The organism is Xanthomonas sp. NCPPB 3005 (genome assembly GCF_041228095.2).
Lineage (GTDB): Bacteria > Pseudomonadota > Gammaproteobacteria > Xanthomonadales > Xanthomonadaceae > Xanthomonas_A > Xanthomonas_A bonasiae.
On the sequence record NZ_CP166096.2, the window covers coordinates 3918072 to 3933107 of the forward strand.

The window sequence follows — 15036 nt, forward strand, 5'->3', positions numbered from 1 at the left end:
GTCGCCGCCGTCGTGCGGCGCCGCGCGCGAGGGCGGCCGCGCCCGCTGCGGCGCTGTCCGCCGACCCGTCTTCCCGGCCGGTGCCTCGGCCAGCGGCATGGCGCGCCTTGCCGTACCGCCTCTTCCGGAAACATGCGATGCCATCGATCCCTCGCCTAGCCGTCGCCGCGCTGCTCGCGCTCGCCCTGCTGCCGTTCGCCGCCGCGCACGCCGCCGTCGCGGCACCGCAGGACACCCTGGAAAAAGTCCTGATCCTCAAGCGCCACGGCGTGCGTTCGGCGATGTCCAGTCCGGAGCAGCTGGGCCGCTACTCGGCGCGCCCATGGCCGCACTTCGGCGTCCCGGCCGGGCACCTGACCGAGAACGGCGCGCGCCTGGAAGCGCTGTTCGGCGCCTACTACCGCGCGCGCTATGCGCCGCAGGGCCTGTTCGCCGGCGACGCCTGCGCCAGCACCTACTACTGGGCCAATCGCACCCAGCGCACCATCGCTTCGGCGCAGGCGTTGGCGAGCACGCTGACGCCGGGTTGCGCGAACGAGGTGCACGGCGTCGCCGACGGCGCGTCCGATCCGCTGTTCGACGGCGCGCCGGCCTTGCGCGTACCCGCCGCCGCCGCGCTGATGCGCGCAGCCATCGCCGGCCGCATCGGCGGCGACGCCGCCGCCTGGAACGCGGCGCAGCGCGATGCGATAGACACGCTGCAGCAGCTGCTGTTGCAGTGCGCGCAGCGGCCGTGCCCGGCCGACGCGGACGCCGGCAAGCAGCGCCTGGACGCGGTGGCCGCGCGGATGGGCGACAGCGAAGACGGCATTCCCGGCGTCGAAGGCCCGGCGGCGGCGGCCTCCGGCATCAGCGAAAGCCTGCTGATGGGCTGGGCCGACGGCCAGGACTTCGCCGCACTGGGTTGGCAAGGCCTGGACGAAGCCAGCCTGCTGCGCGCGTTCGCCCCGCACCAGGCCGAGTTCGCGCTGCGCCTGCGCGCGCCCACGGTGGCGCGCATGGCCAGTTCGCCGTTGGCCGCGCGCGTGCTGGCCACGCTGCAGCAAGGCAGCGACAGCCCCGCGCATGCCGCGCCGATCGGCGGCGCTGCGCGGCTGGTTGTCGTCTCCGGACACGACGGCACGCTGACCCTGCTGGCCGGCATGCTCGATCTGCACTGGCAGTTGCCCGGCTACCAGCCGGACCAGACCGTGCCCGGCGGCGCGCTGGTGTTCGAGCGCTGGCGCCGCGCCGATGGGCAACGCGTGATCCGCCTGCGCTACACCGCGCAGAGCCTGGCCCAGCTGCGCGAACAGCGCGCGCTGACGCTGCAGGCGCCGCCGCCATCCGCGCCGGTGTTCATTCCCGGCTGCAGCAGCGCCACCCCGGACTACGACTGTGCGCTGCCGACGCTGGCGGCGCTGATCGGCACCGCGATCGACCCGCACTTCATGAGCGAATGACGCCATGCCTCCGGCCGCCGGCCGGCGCCATGGCTGCCGCATCGGCGCATCCCGCGCCGCTTCCCTGGCCATCGTGCCAGCCGCTGTTCCCCACCACCGCAAGAGGCGATTCATGATCCAGCATCTACGCACCCTCGTGAGCTTCGGCATCGGAGTGAGCCTGGCCTGTGCCGGCGCGGCGCACGCGCAATCGGACACCGGCGTGCTCGACGTCCTCAGCTACAACGTGGCCGGTCTGCCCGAAGGCATTTCCAGCAGCAACCCTTCAGCCAACACCGCGCAGCTGGCACCGAAACTGGCGCCGTACGGCCTGGTCCACGTGCAGGAGGACTTCAACTACCACGCCACCCTGTACGCCGGCGACGCGCATCCCTACCGCACCGCCACCAGCGGCGGCGCCGCCATCGGCGACGGCCTCAACACGCTGAGCAACTATCCCTTCAGCGACTTCACCCGGGTCAAGTGGAACCAGTGCAACGGCACCGACTGCCTGACCCCGAAGGGCTTCAGCTACATGCGCGTGCGCCTGGCCGACGGCGTGCTGCTGGACGTGTACAACGCCCATCCCAACGCCGGCACCGAAGCCGGCGACCTGTCCGCGCGCCGCGCCAACATCGGCCAGCTCTCGCAGTTCATCCAGACCTGGTCGGCCGGCAACGCGGTGCTGGTGATGATGGATTCCAATACCCGCTATACCCGCGCCGACGACAACATCCGCACGCTGATCGCGGCCAACGGGCTGACCGATCCGTGGGTGGAACTGGTCAAGGGCAGCGCGCCGGCCGCCGGCGCCGAGCCGCTGCTGTGCGGCACGCCGCCGACCAATGCCTGCGAAGTGGTCGACAAGATCCTGTACCGCGATGCGCCGCAGCTGACCCTGGTCGCCAACCGCTACCAGCTCGACCCCGGCACGTTCTACGACAGCGCCGGCAAGCCGCTGTCCGACCACTACCCGCTGTACGCGCAGTTCGGCTGGGCGGTGGGCACCGACGTGCGCACCAGCGACCAGGTCGGCGGCCCGCACGGCATCCCGTTCAACGATCTGGCCGACAGCGCCAGCGGGCGTCCGCTCAGCGGGGTCACCCTGCGTGGCGGCGAGCGCCTGGACAACGTCGGCGCGATCCTGGACACCGGCAAGCTGCTCGCGCACGGCGGCACCGGCGGACAGGCGACCACCCTGTCGCTGGGCGCCAACGAGACGCTGACCTCGGCCACCGTCAGCGTCGGCAAGTACAACGACACGACCCGCGTGTTCTCGCTGAGCCTGCGCACCAGCACCGGCCGCAGCGTGCAGGCGGGCAAGCCGACCAGCGAGACCTATACGCTGACCGCGCCCAGCGGCTGGCACATCGCCGGCTTCACCGGCCGCGCAGGCGACGCGATCGACAAGCTCGGCGTGGTGTACCGGAAGAACTGACGCGTCGCGGCGGGTCGCTCGCGTTCGCGCACCAACGAGAACGGCGCTCGCAACAGCGAGCGCCGTTTCGGTTATGCGGATTGTCTCTGCGCTGCACCTGCGGCCGGCATGCCGGCGAACGCCGATGCGTCGCTGCGCGTGCAGCGCCACAGCGCTGCGCCCCGGATCGGGGTACCGCGGTTTTCCAGCGTCGATGCCGGCATCACCGCAGGCGGCGCATGCGCGCCAATGCTTCGGCAGCGGCCGGATCGCGAGACCCGGCCGCTGCGGGATCGAACCGCAGATCAGGCCTGCTTCGGATCCGGACCGTAGGCGTTGGCGCCCCTGATCCCTTCCATGCACATGAAGACGAGGATCACCACGCCGCCCAGCCAGGGGATCAGGCCCAGCAGCACGTACCAGCCGGACTTGCCCTGGTCGTGGAAACGGCGCACCTGCACCGCGATCGACGGCACCAGCACCGCGAGCGAATACAGGCCCAGCAGCACGACCGCCACCAGCGACAGCGCGCCGGTGCCGTTCTGGCCGCCGACGCCGCCGCCGATTCCCATCAACACCATCAGCACGGTGATCACGACGATGTTCAACAGCGTGAACATCCAGTACTCCTTGCGCCGCGAACGCCCGGAAAAATCCGCGTAGCGCTTGAGCGGCATCAACATCCATTCCATTGTGTTTCCCTTTTTTTCGAACCGCTGCGTCACTGCAGCGGGCGGCATGGTGGCATAAACCCCGCCGCAGGGAAACGCTTGCAGCTACTCGCTCGCCGCCTCCAGCGCCTGTGCCAGACGCTCCACCGCGATCACCTCCATGCCCTTGACCACGCCGGTCTTGGGCGCATTGGCCTTGGGCACGATGGCGCGCTTGAAGCCGTGCGTGGCCGCTTCGCGCAGCCGGTCCTCGCCGTTGGGCACCGGGCGGATCTCGCCGGACAGGCCGACCTCGCCGAAGGCGATGGTCTTCTCCGCCAACGGCTTGTCGCGCAGCGAGGACAATACCGCCAGCAGCACCGGCAGGTCGGCCGCGGTCTCCTGGACGCGGATGCCGCCGACCACGTTGACGAACACATCCTGGTCGCCGACCAGGATGCCGCCGTGCCGATGCAGCACCGCCAGCAGCATCGCCAGGCGGTTCTGCTCCAGGCCCACCGCCACCCGCCGCGGATTGGACAGCGGCGAGGCATCGACCAGCGCCTGCACTTCCACCATCAGCGGCCGCGTGCCTTCGCGCGTCACCATCACGCAGCTGCCGGGCTGGTTGGCGCTGCTGCCGGACAGGAAGATCGCCGACGGGTTGGAGACTTCCTTCAGGCCCTTCTCGCCCATCGCGAACACGCCCAGCTCGTTGACCGCGCCGAAGCGGTTCTTGAACGCGCGCAGCAGGCGGAAGCGGCTGCCGCTCTCGCCCTCGAAATACAGCACCGCATCGACCATGTGCTCGAGCACGCGCGGCCCGGCGATGCCGCCTTCCTTGGTCACATGGCCGACCAGGAACACCGCCGTGCCGGTCTCCTTGGCGTAGCGCACCAGCCGCGCCGCGCTCTCGCGCACCTGGCTGACCGAGCCGGGCGCGGCGGTCAGCGACTCGGTCCACAGGGTCTGCACCGAGTCGGCCACGATCAGCCTGGGCCGCGCCGCGCTGGCGTGCTGCAGGATCTGTTCGATGCCGGTCTCGGCCAGCGCGTTGAGGCCGTCCAGCGGCAGATCCAGGCGCACCGCGCGGCCGGCGACCTGGGCCAGCGATTCCTCGCCGGTCACGTACAACACCGGCAGCGTGCCGGCCATCTTGGCCAGCGCCTGCAGCAGCAGCGTCGACTTGCCGATGCCCGGGTCGCCGCCGATCAGCACCACCGCGCCTTCGACCAGGCCGCCGCCGAGCACCCGGTCGAACTCGCCGATGCCGGTGGACACGCGCGCCTGGTCGCGATGCTCCACGTCCTTGAGCGCGGTGATCTTCGGCGCCTCGGTCTTGCCGGCCCAGCCGCTGCGCCGCGCCGCGGCCGGCGCCTTCGCCGTCGCCGCGCTTTCCAGCACGATCTCGCTCAGCGAATTCCACGCTCCGCACTCGGTGCACTGGCCCTGCCACTTGGTGTATTCGGCGCCGCAGTCGCCGCATACATAGGCCGTTTTCGCTTTTGCCATCTCGTTCTTGTCCGCTGCCAGGAGGCACCAGCATAGGCGCTGGCGGTCTCAGGTTGCGCGACAGAAGGTCGTCGCGACGTGGGTGCCTCAGGCACCAGTGTCCTCGGGCTTAAGACCCATCGAGTATTCCTCGATCTCCTTGCCATCGACCCAACCGGTGGCGCAGTCGCCAGCGTAGTGACCATCCGGCTTGAGTGTGCAGGCGATGCCGGTTGTCGGGCGTTTCCATTCGGTCGGCGAGTCGGCGCCCTTGCACATCGCGTTGCCCTGACAGAGCTTCACGGTACGGGTTGGAATCGCCATGACCAGGGCACGAACCAAAACCCCTTCCTTGCGTTGGGCCGCCCGCAGGCAGAGCAGCTGGTTTACTCCGACATGTGCGACGGGCGTGCCTGCGGCTGGTTTGAAACTGTCCTTGAGTGTGACGCCATTTTCCGCTGCAACCGCGCCGAACGACAGGTTCGAGGTGCAGTCATCGCCGGCGTCGACCGCCATGCCGTCAATGGTGCAGGCAGGGTTACCGTGCGTGTCGCTGGTGCAGGTCACGGCAGAGCCAGGTGACGACGCCTGCAACATAACCTGCAAGGCGTGCGCATCGCCTGGCGCGGCTGACGCCGCCGAGGCTGTTAGCAGAACAACCAGGCTCAGCGCCCATCCAGAAGAATGGATGCTCTGTCTCCTACCGAGAAAGCTCCTTACGCTGCATTTGACGGAGCCGGCGATGGCCTTGCGGCTGGAATTGACGAGCATCGTTGTCACGGGCTTCTCCTAAGCGACCTTTTGCACAATGCATACATCCGGGCAATCGACTGCACCTGTGGTGCCGGCATGACCTGGACCCTGGCGTTCAGCGATCAACCGAAATCATCGACTGGGGCGCTCATCGTGATTCGAGACCGCCCTTTGCCGCTGCGCGCTTTCATATGAGCTCGCTCCCCACATCTTGCAACGTCGGCGTCGTGGAATGCACGCAGCGCTCAGCGCGCCTTGTACAGCTCGCTCAACCGGTCCGGCTTGCCGGCGATGCGTTCCAGGTGCGGATACTGCAGGCCGCCGTGGTAGGCGATGCGCAGCGTGTCGTAGCGGTTGCCGCGCTTGACCAGCAGCTCGATCGGCGCGGTGCCGCCCTTGGCCGCGGTGATCGCCTCCTTGATCGTGTCGGCGCTGAACTCGCGGCCGTTGACCGCGACCACGCTGTTGCCGGCGATGATGCCGGCATCGAACGCCGGACCGTCCCACAGCACGTCCTGCACGCTGCCCTTCTCGTCCAGGCTCAGGCCCAGCGAATAGGTCAGGCCGACGCCCTTCTTGGTCGCTTCGTAGGTCTTGATCGCCTCGTTCGGCTGGTCGGTATAGACCAGCTTCCAGCCGCTGGCCTCGATGCCGCCGACCAGCGAGCCGTGGCCATCGACGCGGCTGCGCAGGAACGTCGCCCAGTCGTACTTGGCCACGCCGTCCAGCGTGGCGACGATGTCCTCGAAGGTGTACGGATTCACGTCCCAGGCGCCGTCGTGCATGCCGAAGAAGGCCTTGGCGAAGTCGTCGATCGAGCGCTTGTTGCCGCTGAGCTCGCGCAGCTTGGCGTCGGTCTCCAGCCACAGCATCTGCCCGCCGGAATAGTAGTCCTCGCTCATCTGGTAGCTGCGATAGGCGCGCGGCCGGCGCATCGACATGGTCGGATCGTTGGTGGTGTCCTGCAGCGCGCGCCAGGCCAGGCCAGGGCGGCCGCGCTGGTAGGTGGCGGCGACGTCGGCGAGCATGTCGCGTGCCTGGCTCTGCGTCCACAGGCCGGAACGCGCGGACAGCACTTCGCCCCAGAACTGGGTCTGGCCTTCGTACAGCCACAGCAGGCTGTCGCCCATCGGCACGTTGAAGTTCGGCGTGGCCAGGTCGGCGCCGCGGCGGTACTTGCCGTTCCAGGAATGGTTGAACTCGTGCGCAAGCAGGTCGCGCCGGTCCCAGCTCTTGTCCCACTCGGTGAAGTAGTTGAGCGGGCCGCTGTTCTCGCTGGAACGGTGATGCTCCAGGCCGATGCCGCCGAGCTTCTCGGTCAGGGCCAGCAGGAATTCGTAGTGGTCGAAATGGCGCGCGCCGTACAGCTTGTCCATCTGCTGCACCAGCGCCGCGTGCGCCTTGATCTGCTCGGGCCTGGCCTCCAGCGACTTGGCCTCGTCGGCGAACACGTTCAGGTACACCGGCGCCTTGCCGCCGGCATCCAGCGCGATGCGCTTGTAGTACTTGCCGGCGAACATCGGCGAATCCACCAGGTCGTCGAAGTCGATCGGCTTGAACGTCACCGTGTCGCCGACCCGCGTGGCGGTCTCCAGCGCGGTGGCGTAGCTCCAGCCCGGCGGCAGGGTCACGCTGGCCTGGGCCTTGATGTTGCGCGCGTAGTAGCCGGCCGGGTACAGCGCGGTGGTGTTCCACTGCAGGTTGAGCAGTTCCGGGGTCATCATCACCCGGCCCTGGCCGTCGCCCTGCGAGGACAGGAACTGGAACTCGGCGACGATCTCGCTGGCGCCCTGCGGTACCTCGACCTTGAACGCGTACACGTCGAACTGGTCGCGCTTCCACGGCAACACCTGGCCGTTGGCCTTGATCACCAGCCCGGCCAGCTTGTCGATCGGCCCGGTCGGCGAATGGTTGCCGGGGATCCACTGCGGATACAGCAGGGTCATCGGACCCGGCGCGGCCGGCATCGTGGTGCGCACGCGGAAGATGCGATGCGCCAGGTCGGTGGCATCGACGTCGATCTTCAGCGTGCCGGCGAACGGCACGTCCTGCGGCGGCGCGGTCTGCGCCGAGGCCTGGAACGCGGCAGTGGCGGCCAGCAGCAGCGGCGCCATCCAGGCGGTGGACTTGGTCATGGGGTCTCCAGTGGGGATGCAACGGACGAGCAACCGTTGATCCTATGCCGCCCGCGCCGTGGCGCTCTATGCCATTGGTCATGCTTCGGCGTCATCGCCGGCGACACCGGCCGACATTCGCGCCGACCCGAGCCCCACAACGCAAAAGGCCGCCCGGAGGCGGCCTTCGCGCGCGCGGCGGTGCCCGGCCTCAATGCATCATGTTGACGTTGAGGTTGTGCATGACCCACAGCGAGCCGACCACCACGATGCCGATGATCAGCAGCGAGAACAGGCCCACGTGCACGTTGGAGCGCTGCTCGGCGGAGCGGTCCATGTGCAGGAAGTAGATCAGGTGCACCAGCATCTGCACCGCGGCCAGCACCGCGATGACGATGACGGTCACGCCCTTGGGGAACGCGCCGCTCATGACCATGCCGAACGGGATCACGGTGAGCACCACCGCCATCACGAAGCCGATCAGGTAGGACTTCAGGCCGCTGCCGTGCGACTGCTCGGCGTGTGCGTCGGAAGGATGGTGGTTGGCCATTACAGCGCTCCCAGCAGGTAGACGATGGTGAACACGCCGATCCAGATCACGTCCAGGAAGTGCCAGAACAGGCTCAGGCACGCCAGGCGGGTGGTGTTGCGCGGGGTCAGGCCGTTCTTGGCGATCTGGATCACCAGCACCGCCATCCACAGCAGGCCCGAGGCCACGTGCAGGCCGTGGGTGCCGACCAGGGTGAAGAACGCGGACAGGAACGCGCTGCGGCCGGGGCCGGCCCCTTCGTGGATCAGGTGGTGGAACTCGTAGATTTCCATGCCCAAAAAGCCCAGGCCCAGCGCCGCGGTGACCGCCAGCCAGCCGTACAGGCCGCCCAGGCTGCGCTTGTGCGCGGAGATCATCGCCAGGCCGAAGCTCAGGCTGCTGAACAGCAGCAGGAAGGTTTCCACCAGCACGAACTTCAGGTCGAACAGTTCCTTGGCGGTGGGGCCGTCCACCGTCGCGCCGGCCAGCACCGCGTAGGTCGCGAACAGGCCGGCGAAGATGAGGCAGTCGCTCATCAGGTAGACCCAGAACCCGAACACGGTGTTGCCGCCGCTGTCGTGGTGGGCGTGGTCGTCGTGGCCGTCGGCGTGGACGGCGTGGTTGTCGAGCGTCGTGGAGGACATGGTTCAGACCGCCTTTGCGGCATGTGCCGCCTGTTGCTGCTCCAGCAGGGCGAAACGCGCGTTCTCGATGCGTTCCACTTCCTCTGCCGGCACCCAGTAGTCGACGTCGTCGTCGAACGTGCGCGCGATGAAGCTGCCGATCATGCCGACCAGGCCAATGATCGCCATCCACCAGATGTGCCAGATCAAGCCGAAGCCCAGCACCACGCTGAAGGCGCCGATCCAGACCCCGGCCGCGGTGTTGCGCGGCATGTGGATCGGTTCGTACTTGGCCGGACGCGTCCAGCCCTTGCCCTTGAGCTTGTCTTCCCAGAACTGGTCGCGGTCGTCGATGTGCGGCAGCACGGCGAAGTTGTAGAACGGCGGCGGCGAGGACGTGGCCCACTCCAGCGTGCGCCCGTCCCACGGGTCGCCGGTCAGGTCCAGGTTGTCCTTGCGCTTCCAGACGCTGTAGCCGATCTGCACCAGGTTCAGGAAGATGCCGATGCCGATGATCGCCGCGCCTGCCGCGGCCACCATCAGCCACGGCGCCCACTCCGGGTGGTTGTAGCTGTTCATGCGCCGGGTCATGCCCATGAAGCCGAGCACGTACAGCGGCATGAAGGCGATGAAGAAGCCGATGATCCAGCACCAGAACGAGGCCTTACCCAGCGTCTCGTTGAGCTTGAAGCCGAACGCCTTCGGGAACCAGTAGGTCAGGCCGGCCAGGTAGCCGAACACCACGCCGCCGATGATCACGTTATGGAAGTGCGCGATCAGGAACAGGCTGTTGTGCAGCACGAAGTCCACCGCCGGGATCGCCAGCATCACCCCGGTCATGCCGCCGATGGTGAAGGTGATGATGAAGCCGATCGTCCACAGCACCGGCGCGGTCATGCGCACCCGGCCGCGGAACATGGTGAACAGCCAGTTGAAGATCTTCACCCCGGTGGGGATGGAGATGATCATCGTGGTGATGCCGAAGAACGCGTTGACGTTGGCGCCCGAGCCCATCGTGAAGAAGTGGTGCAGCCACACGATGAAGGACAGCACGCCGATCGCCGAGGTCGCATACACCATCGAGGTGTAGCCGAACAGGCGCTTGCGGCTGAAGGTGGCGATCAGCTCGGAGAAGATGCCGAACGCCGGCAGGATCAGGATATAGACTTCCGGGTGGCCCCAGATCCAGATCAGGTTGACGTACATCATGGCGTTGCCGCCACCGTCGTTGGTGAAGAAGTGGGTGCCCAGGTAACGGTCGGCGCCCAGCAGCGCCAGCGCCACGGTCAGGATCGGGAACGCGGCGATGATCAGGATGTTGGTGATCAGCGCGGTCCAGGTGAAGATCGGCATGCGCATCAGGGTCATGCCCGGCGTGCGCATGCGCATGATCGTCACGAAGAAGTTGATGCCGGTCAGCAATGTGCCTAGACCCGATATCTGCAAGGCCCAGATGTAGTAATCGACGCCGACCCCTGGACTGTATTCCAGCCCCGACAGCGGCGGATACGCCAGCCAGCCGGTCTGGGCGAATTCGCCCACGCCCAGCGAGATGTTGACCAGCGCCGCGCCGGCCACGAACAGCCAGAAGCTCAGCGAGTTCAGGAACGGGAACGCCACGTCGCGCGCGCCGATCTGCAGCGGCACGATCAGGTTCAGCAGGCCGGTCATGAACGGCATGGCCATGAAGAAGATCATGATCACGCCGTGCGCGGTGAAGATCTGGTCGTAGTGGTGCGGCGGGAAGATCCCCTCGTTGCCGCCGTGCGCGATCGCCTGCTGGGTGCGCATCATCGCCGCGTCGGCGAAGCCGCGCAGCAGCATGACCAGCGCCACCAGGATGTACATGACGCCGATGCGCTTGTGGTCGACCGAGGTGAACCACTCCTTCCAGAGATAGCCCCACAGCTTGTACTTGGTGACCGCCGCGACCACCAGCAGGCCGAGCAGGCCGGCGCCGCCGAGCGCCGCCATGATGATCGGCTCGTGGTACGGAACCGCCTCGAGCGTGAGTTTGCCTAGCATCACTTGTCTCCAGAAGTGCACATGGCGACCGGCTCAGCAGCCGATGCCGGATGGGCGTCGTGGCCTTCCATCTTGTGGCCCTTGCCCATCATGTATTTGTCGAGCAACGACTTGAACATGCCGTCCTGCACCGACGAGTAGTAGGTCACCGGGTACTGCGCCTTGTCGTTGCGGTTGGCCGCCAGGATCTGGAACTCGGCCTGGTCCAGCGCCTTCGGCGCGGCCTTGACCTTGGCCACCCAGGCGTCGAAGCCGGCCTGGTCGGTGGCGTGCGCGGTGAAGCCCATCTTCGAGAAGCCGTGGCCGCTGTAGTTCGCCGACAGGCCGAAGTAGTCGCCCGGCTCGTTGGCGATCAGGTGCAGCTTGGTCTCCATGCCGGCCATCGCGTAGATCTGCGTGCCCAGGTGCGGGATGAAGAACGAGTTCATCACCGTGTCGGAGGTGATCTTGAAGTTCAGCGGCGTATCCACCGGGAACGCGATCTCGTTGACCGTGGCGATGCCCTGCTCCGGATAGATGAACATCCACTTCCAGTCCAGCGCCACCGCCTCGATGACGATCGGCTTGACCTTGGAGTCCAGCGGCTTGTACGGATCCAGCTCGTGCGAGGAGCGCCAGGTCAGCACCGCCAGCACCAGGATGATCATGCACGGGATCGACCACACCACCACCTCGATCGCGGTGGAGTGCGACCAGTTCGGCTCGTAGCGGGCCTTGGTGTTGGACGCGCGATAGCGCCAGGCGAAGGCCAGGGTCATCACGATGACCGGGACCACCACCAGCAGCATCAGCACCACCGAGGTGATCAGCAACGTCTTTTCGTCGTGGCCGATCTGCCCCTTGGGGTTGAGAATGGCCGCGTCGCACCCGGCCAGCAGCAGCGCGGGCAGGAGCAACAGACCGGAGCGCAGCGAGCGCCGGAGTTGTTTCAACGGAATCATCGAACGATCCAATTGCGTAGGGGATGCGGACCGCGCAACGGCGAACGGGGAGCGGCCCGGACGGGCGTTTCCGCGTTTCCTGCGGCATCCTGGCCGGCATGCGCGATCGACCACGCATTTTATGCTGCCGTGCGGCATCTCCGAAAGCCATTGACAAGGCCGAGCGTGCGCACAGGCGTGTTTTTGCGTGCGACACATTGCCGCACCTGCGTGCGACGGATCGCCGCATGCGGTCCGCGACGCGCAGCCGGCGACGTCGATCTCGTTACAATTTGAGATGAAATCGGGCGCGACCGGCACCCGCGTCGGCGCGGCATACGTTCTTTCAACGAGGAGCGACCGTAGCGACCGGCCATGGCGTGAGCGCCGCACGCCCCGGCCGCCCCTGCTCCAGCGCTACGGCCGCGCCGCCGCCTTCTTCTGCTTGATCTGCTCGATGTAGTTGTAGATGGTGAAGCGGCTGACCCCCAGCGCCGTGGCCACCTGTTCCACGCTGTTGCGGATCAGGAACAGGCCGCGATGCATCATCGCCTCCACCGCGTACATCTTCTCTTCCTTGTTCATCAGCGCCGGCGGCTTCATGAAGCGCTTGACCGCGTCGTCGATGATCTCCTGCATCATCGCCTCCAGCCCGACCTCGCCGGCGGGCGCCTCGCTGCGCGGCGGCTTCGCCTTCCGGTGCAGCATCTGCTCCAGCCAGCCATGGGCCATCTCGAACACGGTCATGTCGGCGTTGAGGCACAGCGCGGCCACCGGCTGGCCGGCGCCGTCGCGGAACAGCAGCGTGGCCGAGCGCAGGTGGCGGCCGGCGGCATTGGTGGTCTGGTACTCGTCGACGATCGCCCAGCTGATCGTGCCGGTGCCGGCCACGTCGCGGTAGAGCTCGCTGAAGCCGGCGTCCTCGCGCGGGCCGCTGAGGATCGGGTCGCCGAGATTGCGCCCGGACACATGGCCATTGGCGATCGCCAGCACCGAGGCCCCGGGCGCGGACAGGTCGTGCAGCACCACTTCGATGTTCTCGCCGATCACCCCGCCGAGCAGCGCCACCACCGGCTTGAGCAGTTCGAACAGGTCGCGCACCTGCACGCCTGCGCCCAGCCCTTGCGCAAGCGCGGGCGCGGGCGCCGCCTTGCCGCGCTTGCGCTTGGCGGCGGGTGCCGCGCCCTTGTGCGGCGCCCCGCCCTGTTTCGCTGTTGCCATCGAATCGTCCCGTCCTGAGCAGTGCCCGGCGAATGCGCACCGGCCATCTTGCCGGCTACGCCCGCGGGCGTCGAGACGGCAACGCAACCGCGCAGGTCCGCACAGGAACCATGTGACGCGCTCTTGACATACAAATTATTTTTGTATATCAACAAACTGTTGAAGCAACATTCAGCCCGCGGCGCCACCGGTTCCGCGGGCCGGTCAACCACCGCCGCGCCCTCGCATCGGGCGCGGCGCCACGCTCCAGGGGACAACCAAGCAGACCATGTCGACGTCCATGCCGTCCGTCAGATCGTGCTGTCGCGCCAACGCCTGGCTGCGTCCGTTCGCAGTTGCGTCGGCGCTGTGGCTGGCCGGCGTCGCCAACGCGGCGGCGGCGGTCCCGGCGCACGCCGACATGCAGGTCCGTTCGGCCGGCAGCGTCGTCGTCGAGGGCCATGGCACGTTGCGCTACGCGGCCGAGGCCGGGCTGTTGCCGATCTACGACGATCCGACCGGGCGGCTGATGGCGTCGGTGTTCTTCGTCGGCTACAGCGCCCCGGCCAGTGCCGGCGCGGTGCGGCCGCTCACCTTCCTGTGGAACGGCGGCCCCGGCTCCAATTCGGCACAGCTGCATATGGGCGTCGGCCCGCGCCGCCTGGACACCGCCGATCGCCTGCCGGACTGGACGCCGGCGCAGAGCGAGCGGCCGCTGGTCGAAAACGCCGACAGCTGGCTGGGCGCAAGCGATCTGGTGTTCGTCGATCCGCTGGGCACCGGCTACAGCCGCGCGGTCGAGGCCAAGGACCTGCCGACGCTCTACACCTCGCATGGCGATGCCGAAACGATCGCCGAAGCGATCCGGGTCTATCTCACCCGCCACGACGCCTGGGACCGCCCGCTGTACCTGGCCGGCGAAAGCTATGGCGTGACCCGCGCGATGCTGGTCGCCGCGGCGCTGCAACGGCGCGGCATGCCGGTGCGCGGGGTGGTGCTGGTGTCCTACAACTTCGACCTGGGCACGCCGCCGGCGGCCTACCCGGAAGACGCATTGAACGTGCCGCAGTTCACCGCCGCGGCGCACTACCATCATCGCCTCGACGCCACGCTGCAGGCGCTCGACGAAACGGCGGCGGTCGCGCAGGCGCAGGCGTGGATGCGGCAGGACTACCTGCCGTTCCTGGCCGCGCCGGCGGCGCAGACGCCGGAGGCGCGGCGCCGGATCCTGGCCGCACTGGCGCGCTTCAGCGGCCTGCGCGCGCAGGACATCGACGCCAAACAGCTGACCATCTCCACCGCCGATTTCGCCGACCGCCTGCTCGCCGACCAGGGCCGTGAGCTGGGCCGCTACGACCTGCGCATGACCGCGCCGCGCCGCGCCAAGGACGCGCCGTGGATGCCGGGGATCGACCCGAGTCTGCTGCCGATGGCCGGCCTGATGAACGGCACCTCGCGCGTGTTCAACCGCTACCTGCGCCAGCAGCTCGGCTTCGAGAGCGACCTGCTGTATCGCGGTCCGTTCGGCAACGCCTTCCATCCGCTGCCGCGCTACGTCGACCCGAAGTCCGGAATGCCCGACGACTGGATGGCGCAACTGTGGGATTTCTCGCAGAAGCTTCCCGAAGGCGCCGACGCGCCGCTGCGCAAGGCGATGGACCAGGACCCGCAGCTGCGCGTGCTGAGCCTGCGCGGCCGCTACGACGGCTGGCCCTGCGAAAGCTCGGTGGAAACCGCACGCGCCGCCGGCCCGCGCTACGCGGCGCGGGTGACCAACCTGTGCCTGCAGGGCGGACACATGTGGTACTCCGAACGCGCCAGCCGTGCCCAGGGCCGCCGCGCGTTCGAAGCCTTCCTCGCCGCCTCTCCCTCTCTTCCCAGCACGGACTAGCC

General features: G+C 67.9%; 12 protein-coding genes. 3 read left to right on the forward strand and 9 right to left on the reverse strand.

Features of this window, described 5'->3' with window-relative positions; genetic code table 11:
- The first annotated feature begins 137 nt into the window (after positions 1–137).
- Together AB8810_RS16865 and AB8810_RS16870 are read left to right on the forward strand one after the other, a co-directional pair.
- Positions 138–1442 (forward strand): histidine-type phosphatase, encoded by a 1305-nt coding sequence (locus AB8810_RS16865; RefSeq protein ID WP_369914305.1) that lies wholly within the window; start codon positions 138–140, stop codon positions 1440–1442.
- A 112-nt stretch (positions 1443–1554) separates the two neighbouring features.
- Positions 1555–2859: a jacalin-like lectin gene (locus AB8810_RS16870; RefSeq protein ID WP_206229872.1), complete on the forward strand. Its 1305-nt coding sequence runs from the start codon at positions 1555–1557 to the stop codon at positions 2857–2859.
- 284 nt (positions 2860–3143) lie between these two features.
- Here AB8810_RS16870 and AB8810_RS16875 read toward each other — a convergent pair whose 3' ends face one another.
- From AB8810_RS16875 to AB8810_RS16915, 9 genes are all read right to left on the reverse strand, one after another.
- Complete coding sequence (locus tag AB8810_RS16875; protein ID WP_179570819.1) at positions 3144–3530, reverse strand: DUF805 domain-containing protein; 387 nt, start codon at positions 3528–3530, stop codon at positions 3144–3146.
- Between the two features lie 84 nt (positions 3531–3614).
- Positions 3615–5000, reverse strand: a complete 1386-nt coding sequence (gene radA, locus AB8810_RS16880; RefSeq protein WP_191824903.1) for a DNA repair protein RadA — start codon at positions 4998–5000, stop codon at positions 3615–3617.
- 87 nt (positions 5001–5087) lie between these two features.
- Positions 5088–5759 carry a hypothetical protein gene (locus tag AB8810_RS16885; protein WP_369914307.1) on the reverse strand — a complete coding sequence of 224 codons (672 nt, stop codon included), beginning with the start codon at positions 5757–5759 and terminating at the stop codon, positions 5088–5090.
- A gap of 218 nt (positions 5760–5977) precedes the next feature.
- Positions 5978–7867, reverse strand: coding sequence for a M61 family metallopeptidase (locus AB8810_RS16890; protein ID WP_369914310.1), 1890 nt, complete (start codon positions 7865–7867; stop codon positions 5978–5980).
- A 190-nt stretch (positions 7868–8057) separates the two neighbouring features.
- On the reverse strand, positions 8058–8396 hold the full coding sequence (gene cyoD, locus AB8810_RS16895) for a cytochrome o ubiquinol oxidase subunit IV (protein WP_179570815.1): 339 nt from the start codon (positions 8394–8396) through the stop codon (positions 8058–8060).
- Positions 8396–9019 carry a cytochrome o ubiquinol oxidase subunit III gene (cyoC, locus tag AB8810_RS16900; RefSeq protein ID WP_179570814.1) on the reverse strand — a complete coding sequence of 208 codons (624 nt, stop codon included), beginning with the start codon at positions 9017–9019 and terminating at the stop codon, positions 8396–8398. The genes cyoD and cyoC overlap by 1 nt, the downstream gene beginning before the upstream one ends.
- A 3-nt stretch (positions 9020–9022) precedes the next feature.
- On the reverse strand, positions 9023–11023 hold the full coding sequence (gene cyoB, locus AB8810_RS16905; RefSeq protein ID WP_179570813.1) for a cytochrome o ubiquinol oxidase subunit I: 2001 nt from the start codon (positions 11021–11023) through the stop codon (positions 9023–9025).
- Positions 11023–11964, reverse strand: a complete 942-nt coding sequence (cyoA, locus tag AB8810_RS16910; protein ID WP_179570812.1) for a ubiquinol oxidase subunit II — start codon at positions 11962–11964, stop codon at positions 11023–11025. Before cyoA ends, cyoB begins: the two co-directional genes overlap by 1 nt.
- A 396-nt stretch (positions 11965–12360) precedes the next feature.
- Positions 12361–13164 carry a transcriptional regulator gene (locus tag AB8810_RS16915; protein WP_369914312.1) on the reverse strand — a complete coding sequence of 268 codons (804 nt, stop codon included), beginning with the start codon at positions 13162–13164 and terminating at the stop codon, positions 12361–12363.
- A 280-nt stretch (positions 13165–13444) separates the two neighbouring features.
- Here AB8810_RS16915 and AB8810_RS16920 point away from each other — a divergent pair, with 280 nt between their 5' ends.
- The gene (locus AB8810_RS16920) at positions 13445–15034 is read left to right on the forward strand and encodes a hypothetical protein (RefSeq protein WP_369914313.1); all 1590 of its coding nucleotides are present in this window, start codon (positions 13445–13447) and stop codon (positions 15032–15034) included.
- Positions 15035–15036: the final 2 nt, after the last annotated feature.

Excerpts from the sequence above, each read along its gene's own strand:
- cyoD (WP_179570815.1), bottom strand. The coding sequence starts at position 8,396 with ATGGCCAACCACCATCCTTCCGACGCACACGCCGAGCAGTCGCACGGC.
- radA (WP_191824903.1), bottom strand. The coding sequence starts at position 5,000 with ATGGCAAAAGCGAAAACGGCCTATGTATGCGGCGACTGCGGCGCCGAA.
- AB8810_RS16875 (WP_179570819.1), bottom strand. The coding sequence starts at position 3,530 with ATGGAATGGATGTTGATGCCGCTCAAGCGCTACGCGGATTTTTCCGGG.
- cyoC (WP_179570814.1), bottom strand. The coding sequence starts at position 9,019 with ATGTCCTCCACGACGCTCGACAACCACGCCGTCCACGCCGACGGCCAC.
- AB8810_RS16915 (WP_369914312.1), bottom strand. The coding sequence starts at position 13,164 with ATGGCAACAGCGAAACAGGGCGGGGCGCCGCACAAGGGCGCGGCACCC.
- AB8810_RS16920 (WP_369914313.1), top strand. The coding sequence starts at position 13,445 with ATGCCGTCCGTCAGATCGTGCTGTCGCGCCAACGCCTGGCTGCGTCCG.
- AB8810_RS16865 (WP_369914305.1), top strand. The coding sequence starts at position 138 with ATGCCATCGATCCCTCGCCTAGCCGTCGCCGCGCTGCTCGCGCTCGCC.
- cyoB (WP_179570813.1), bottom strand. The coding sequence starts at position 11,023 with ATGCTAGGCAAACTCACGCTCGAGGCGGTTCCGTACCACGAGCCGATC.
- AB8810_RS16870 (WP_206229872.1), top strand. The coding sequence starts at position 1,555 with ATGATCCAGCATCTACGCACCCTCGTGAGCTTCGGCATCGGAGTGAGC.
- AB8810_RS16890 (WP_369914310.1), bottom strand. The coding sequence starts at position 7,867 with ATGACCAAGTCCACCGCCTGGATGGCGCCGCTGCTGCTGGCCGCCACT.
- cyoA (WP_179570812.1), bottom strand. The coding sequence starts at position 11,964 with ATGATTCCGTTGAAACAACTCCGGCGCTCGCTGCGCTCCGGTCTGTTG.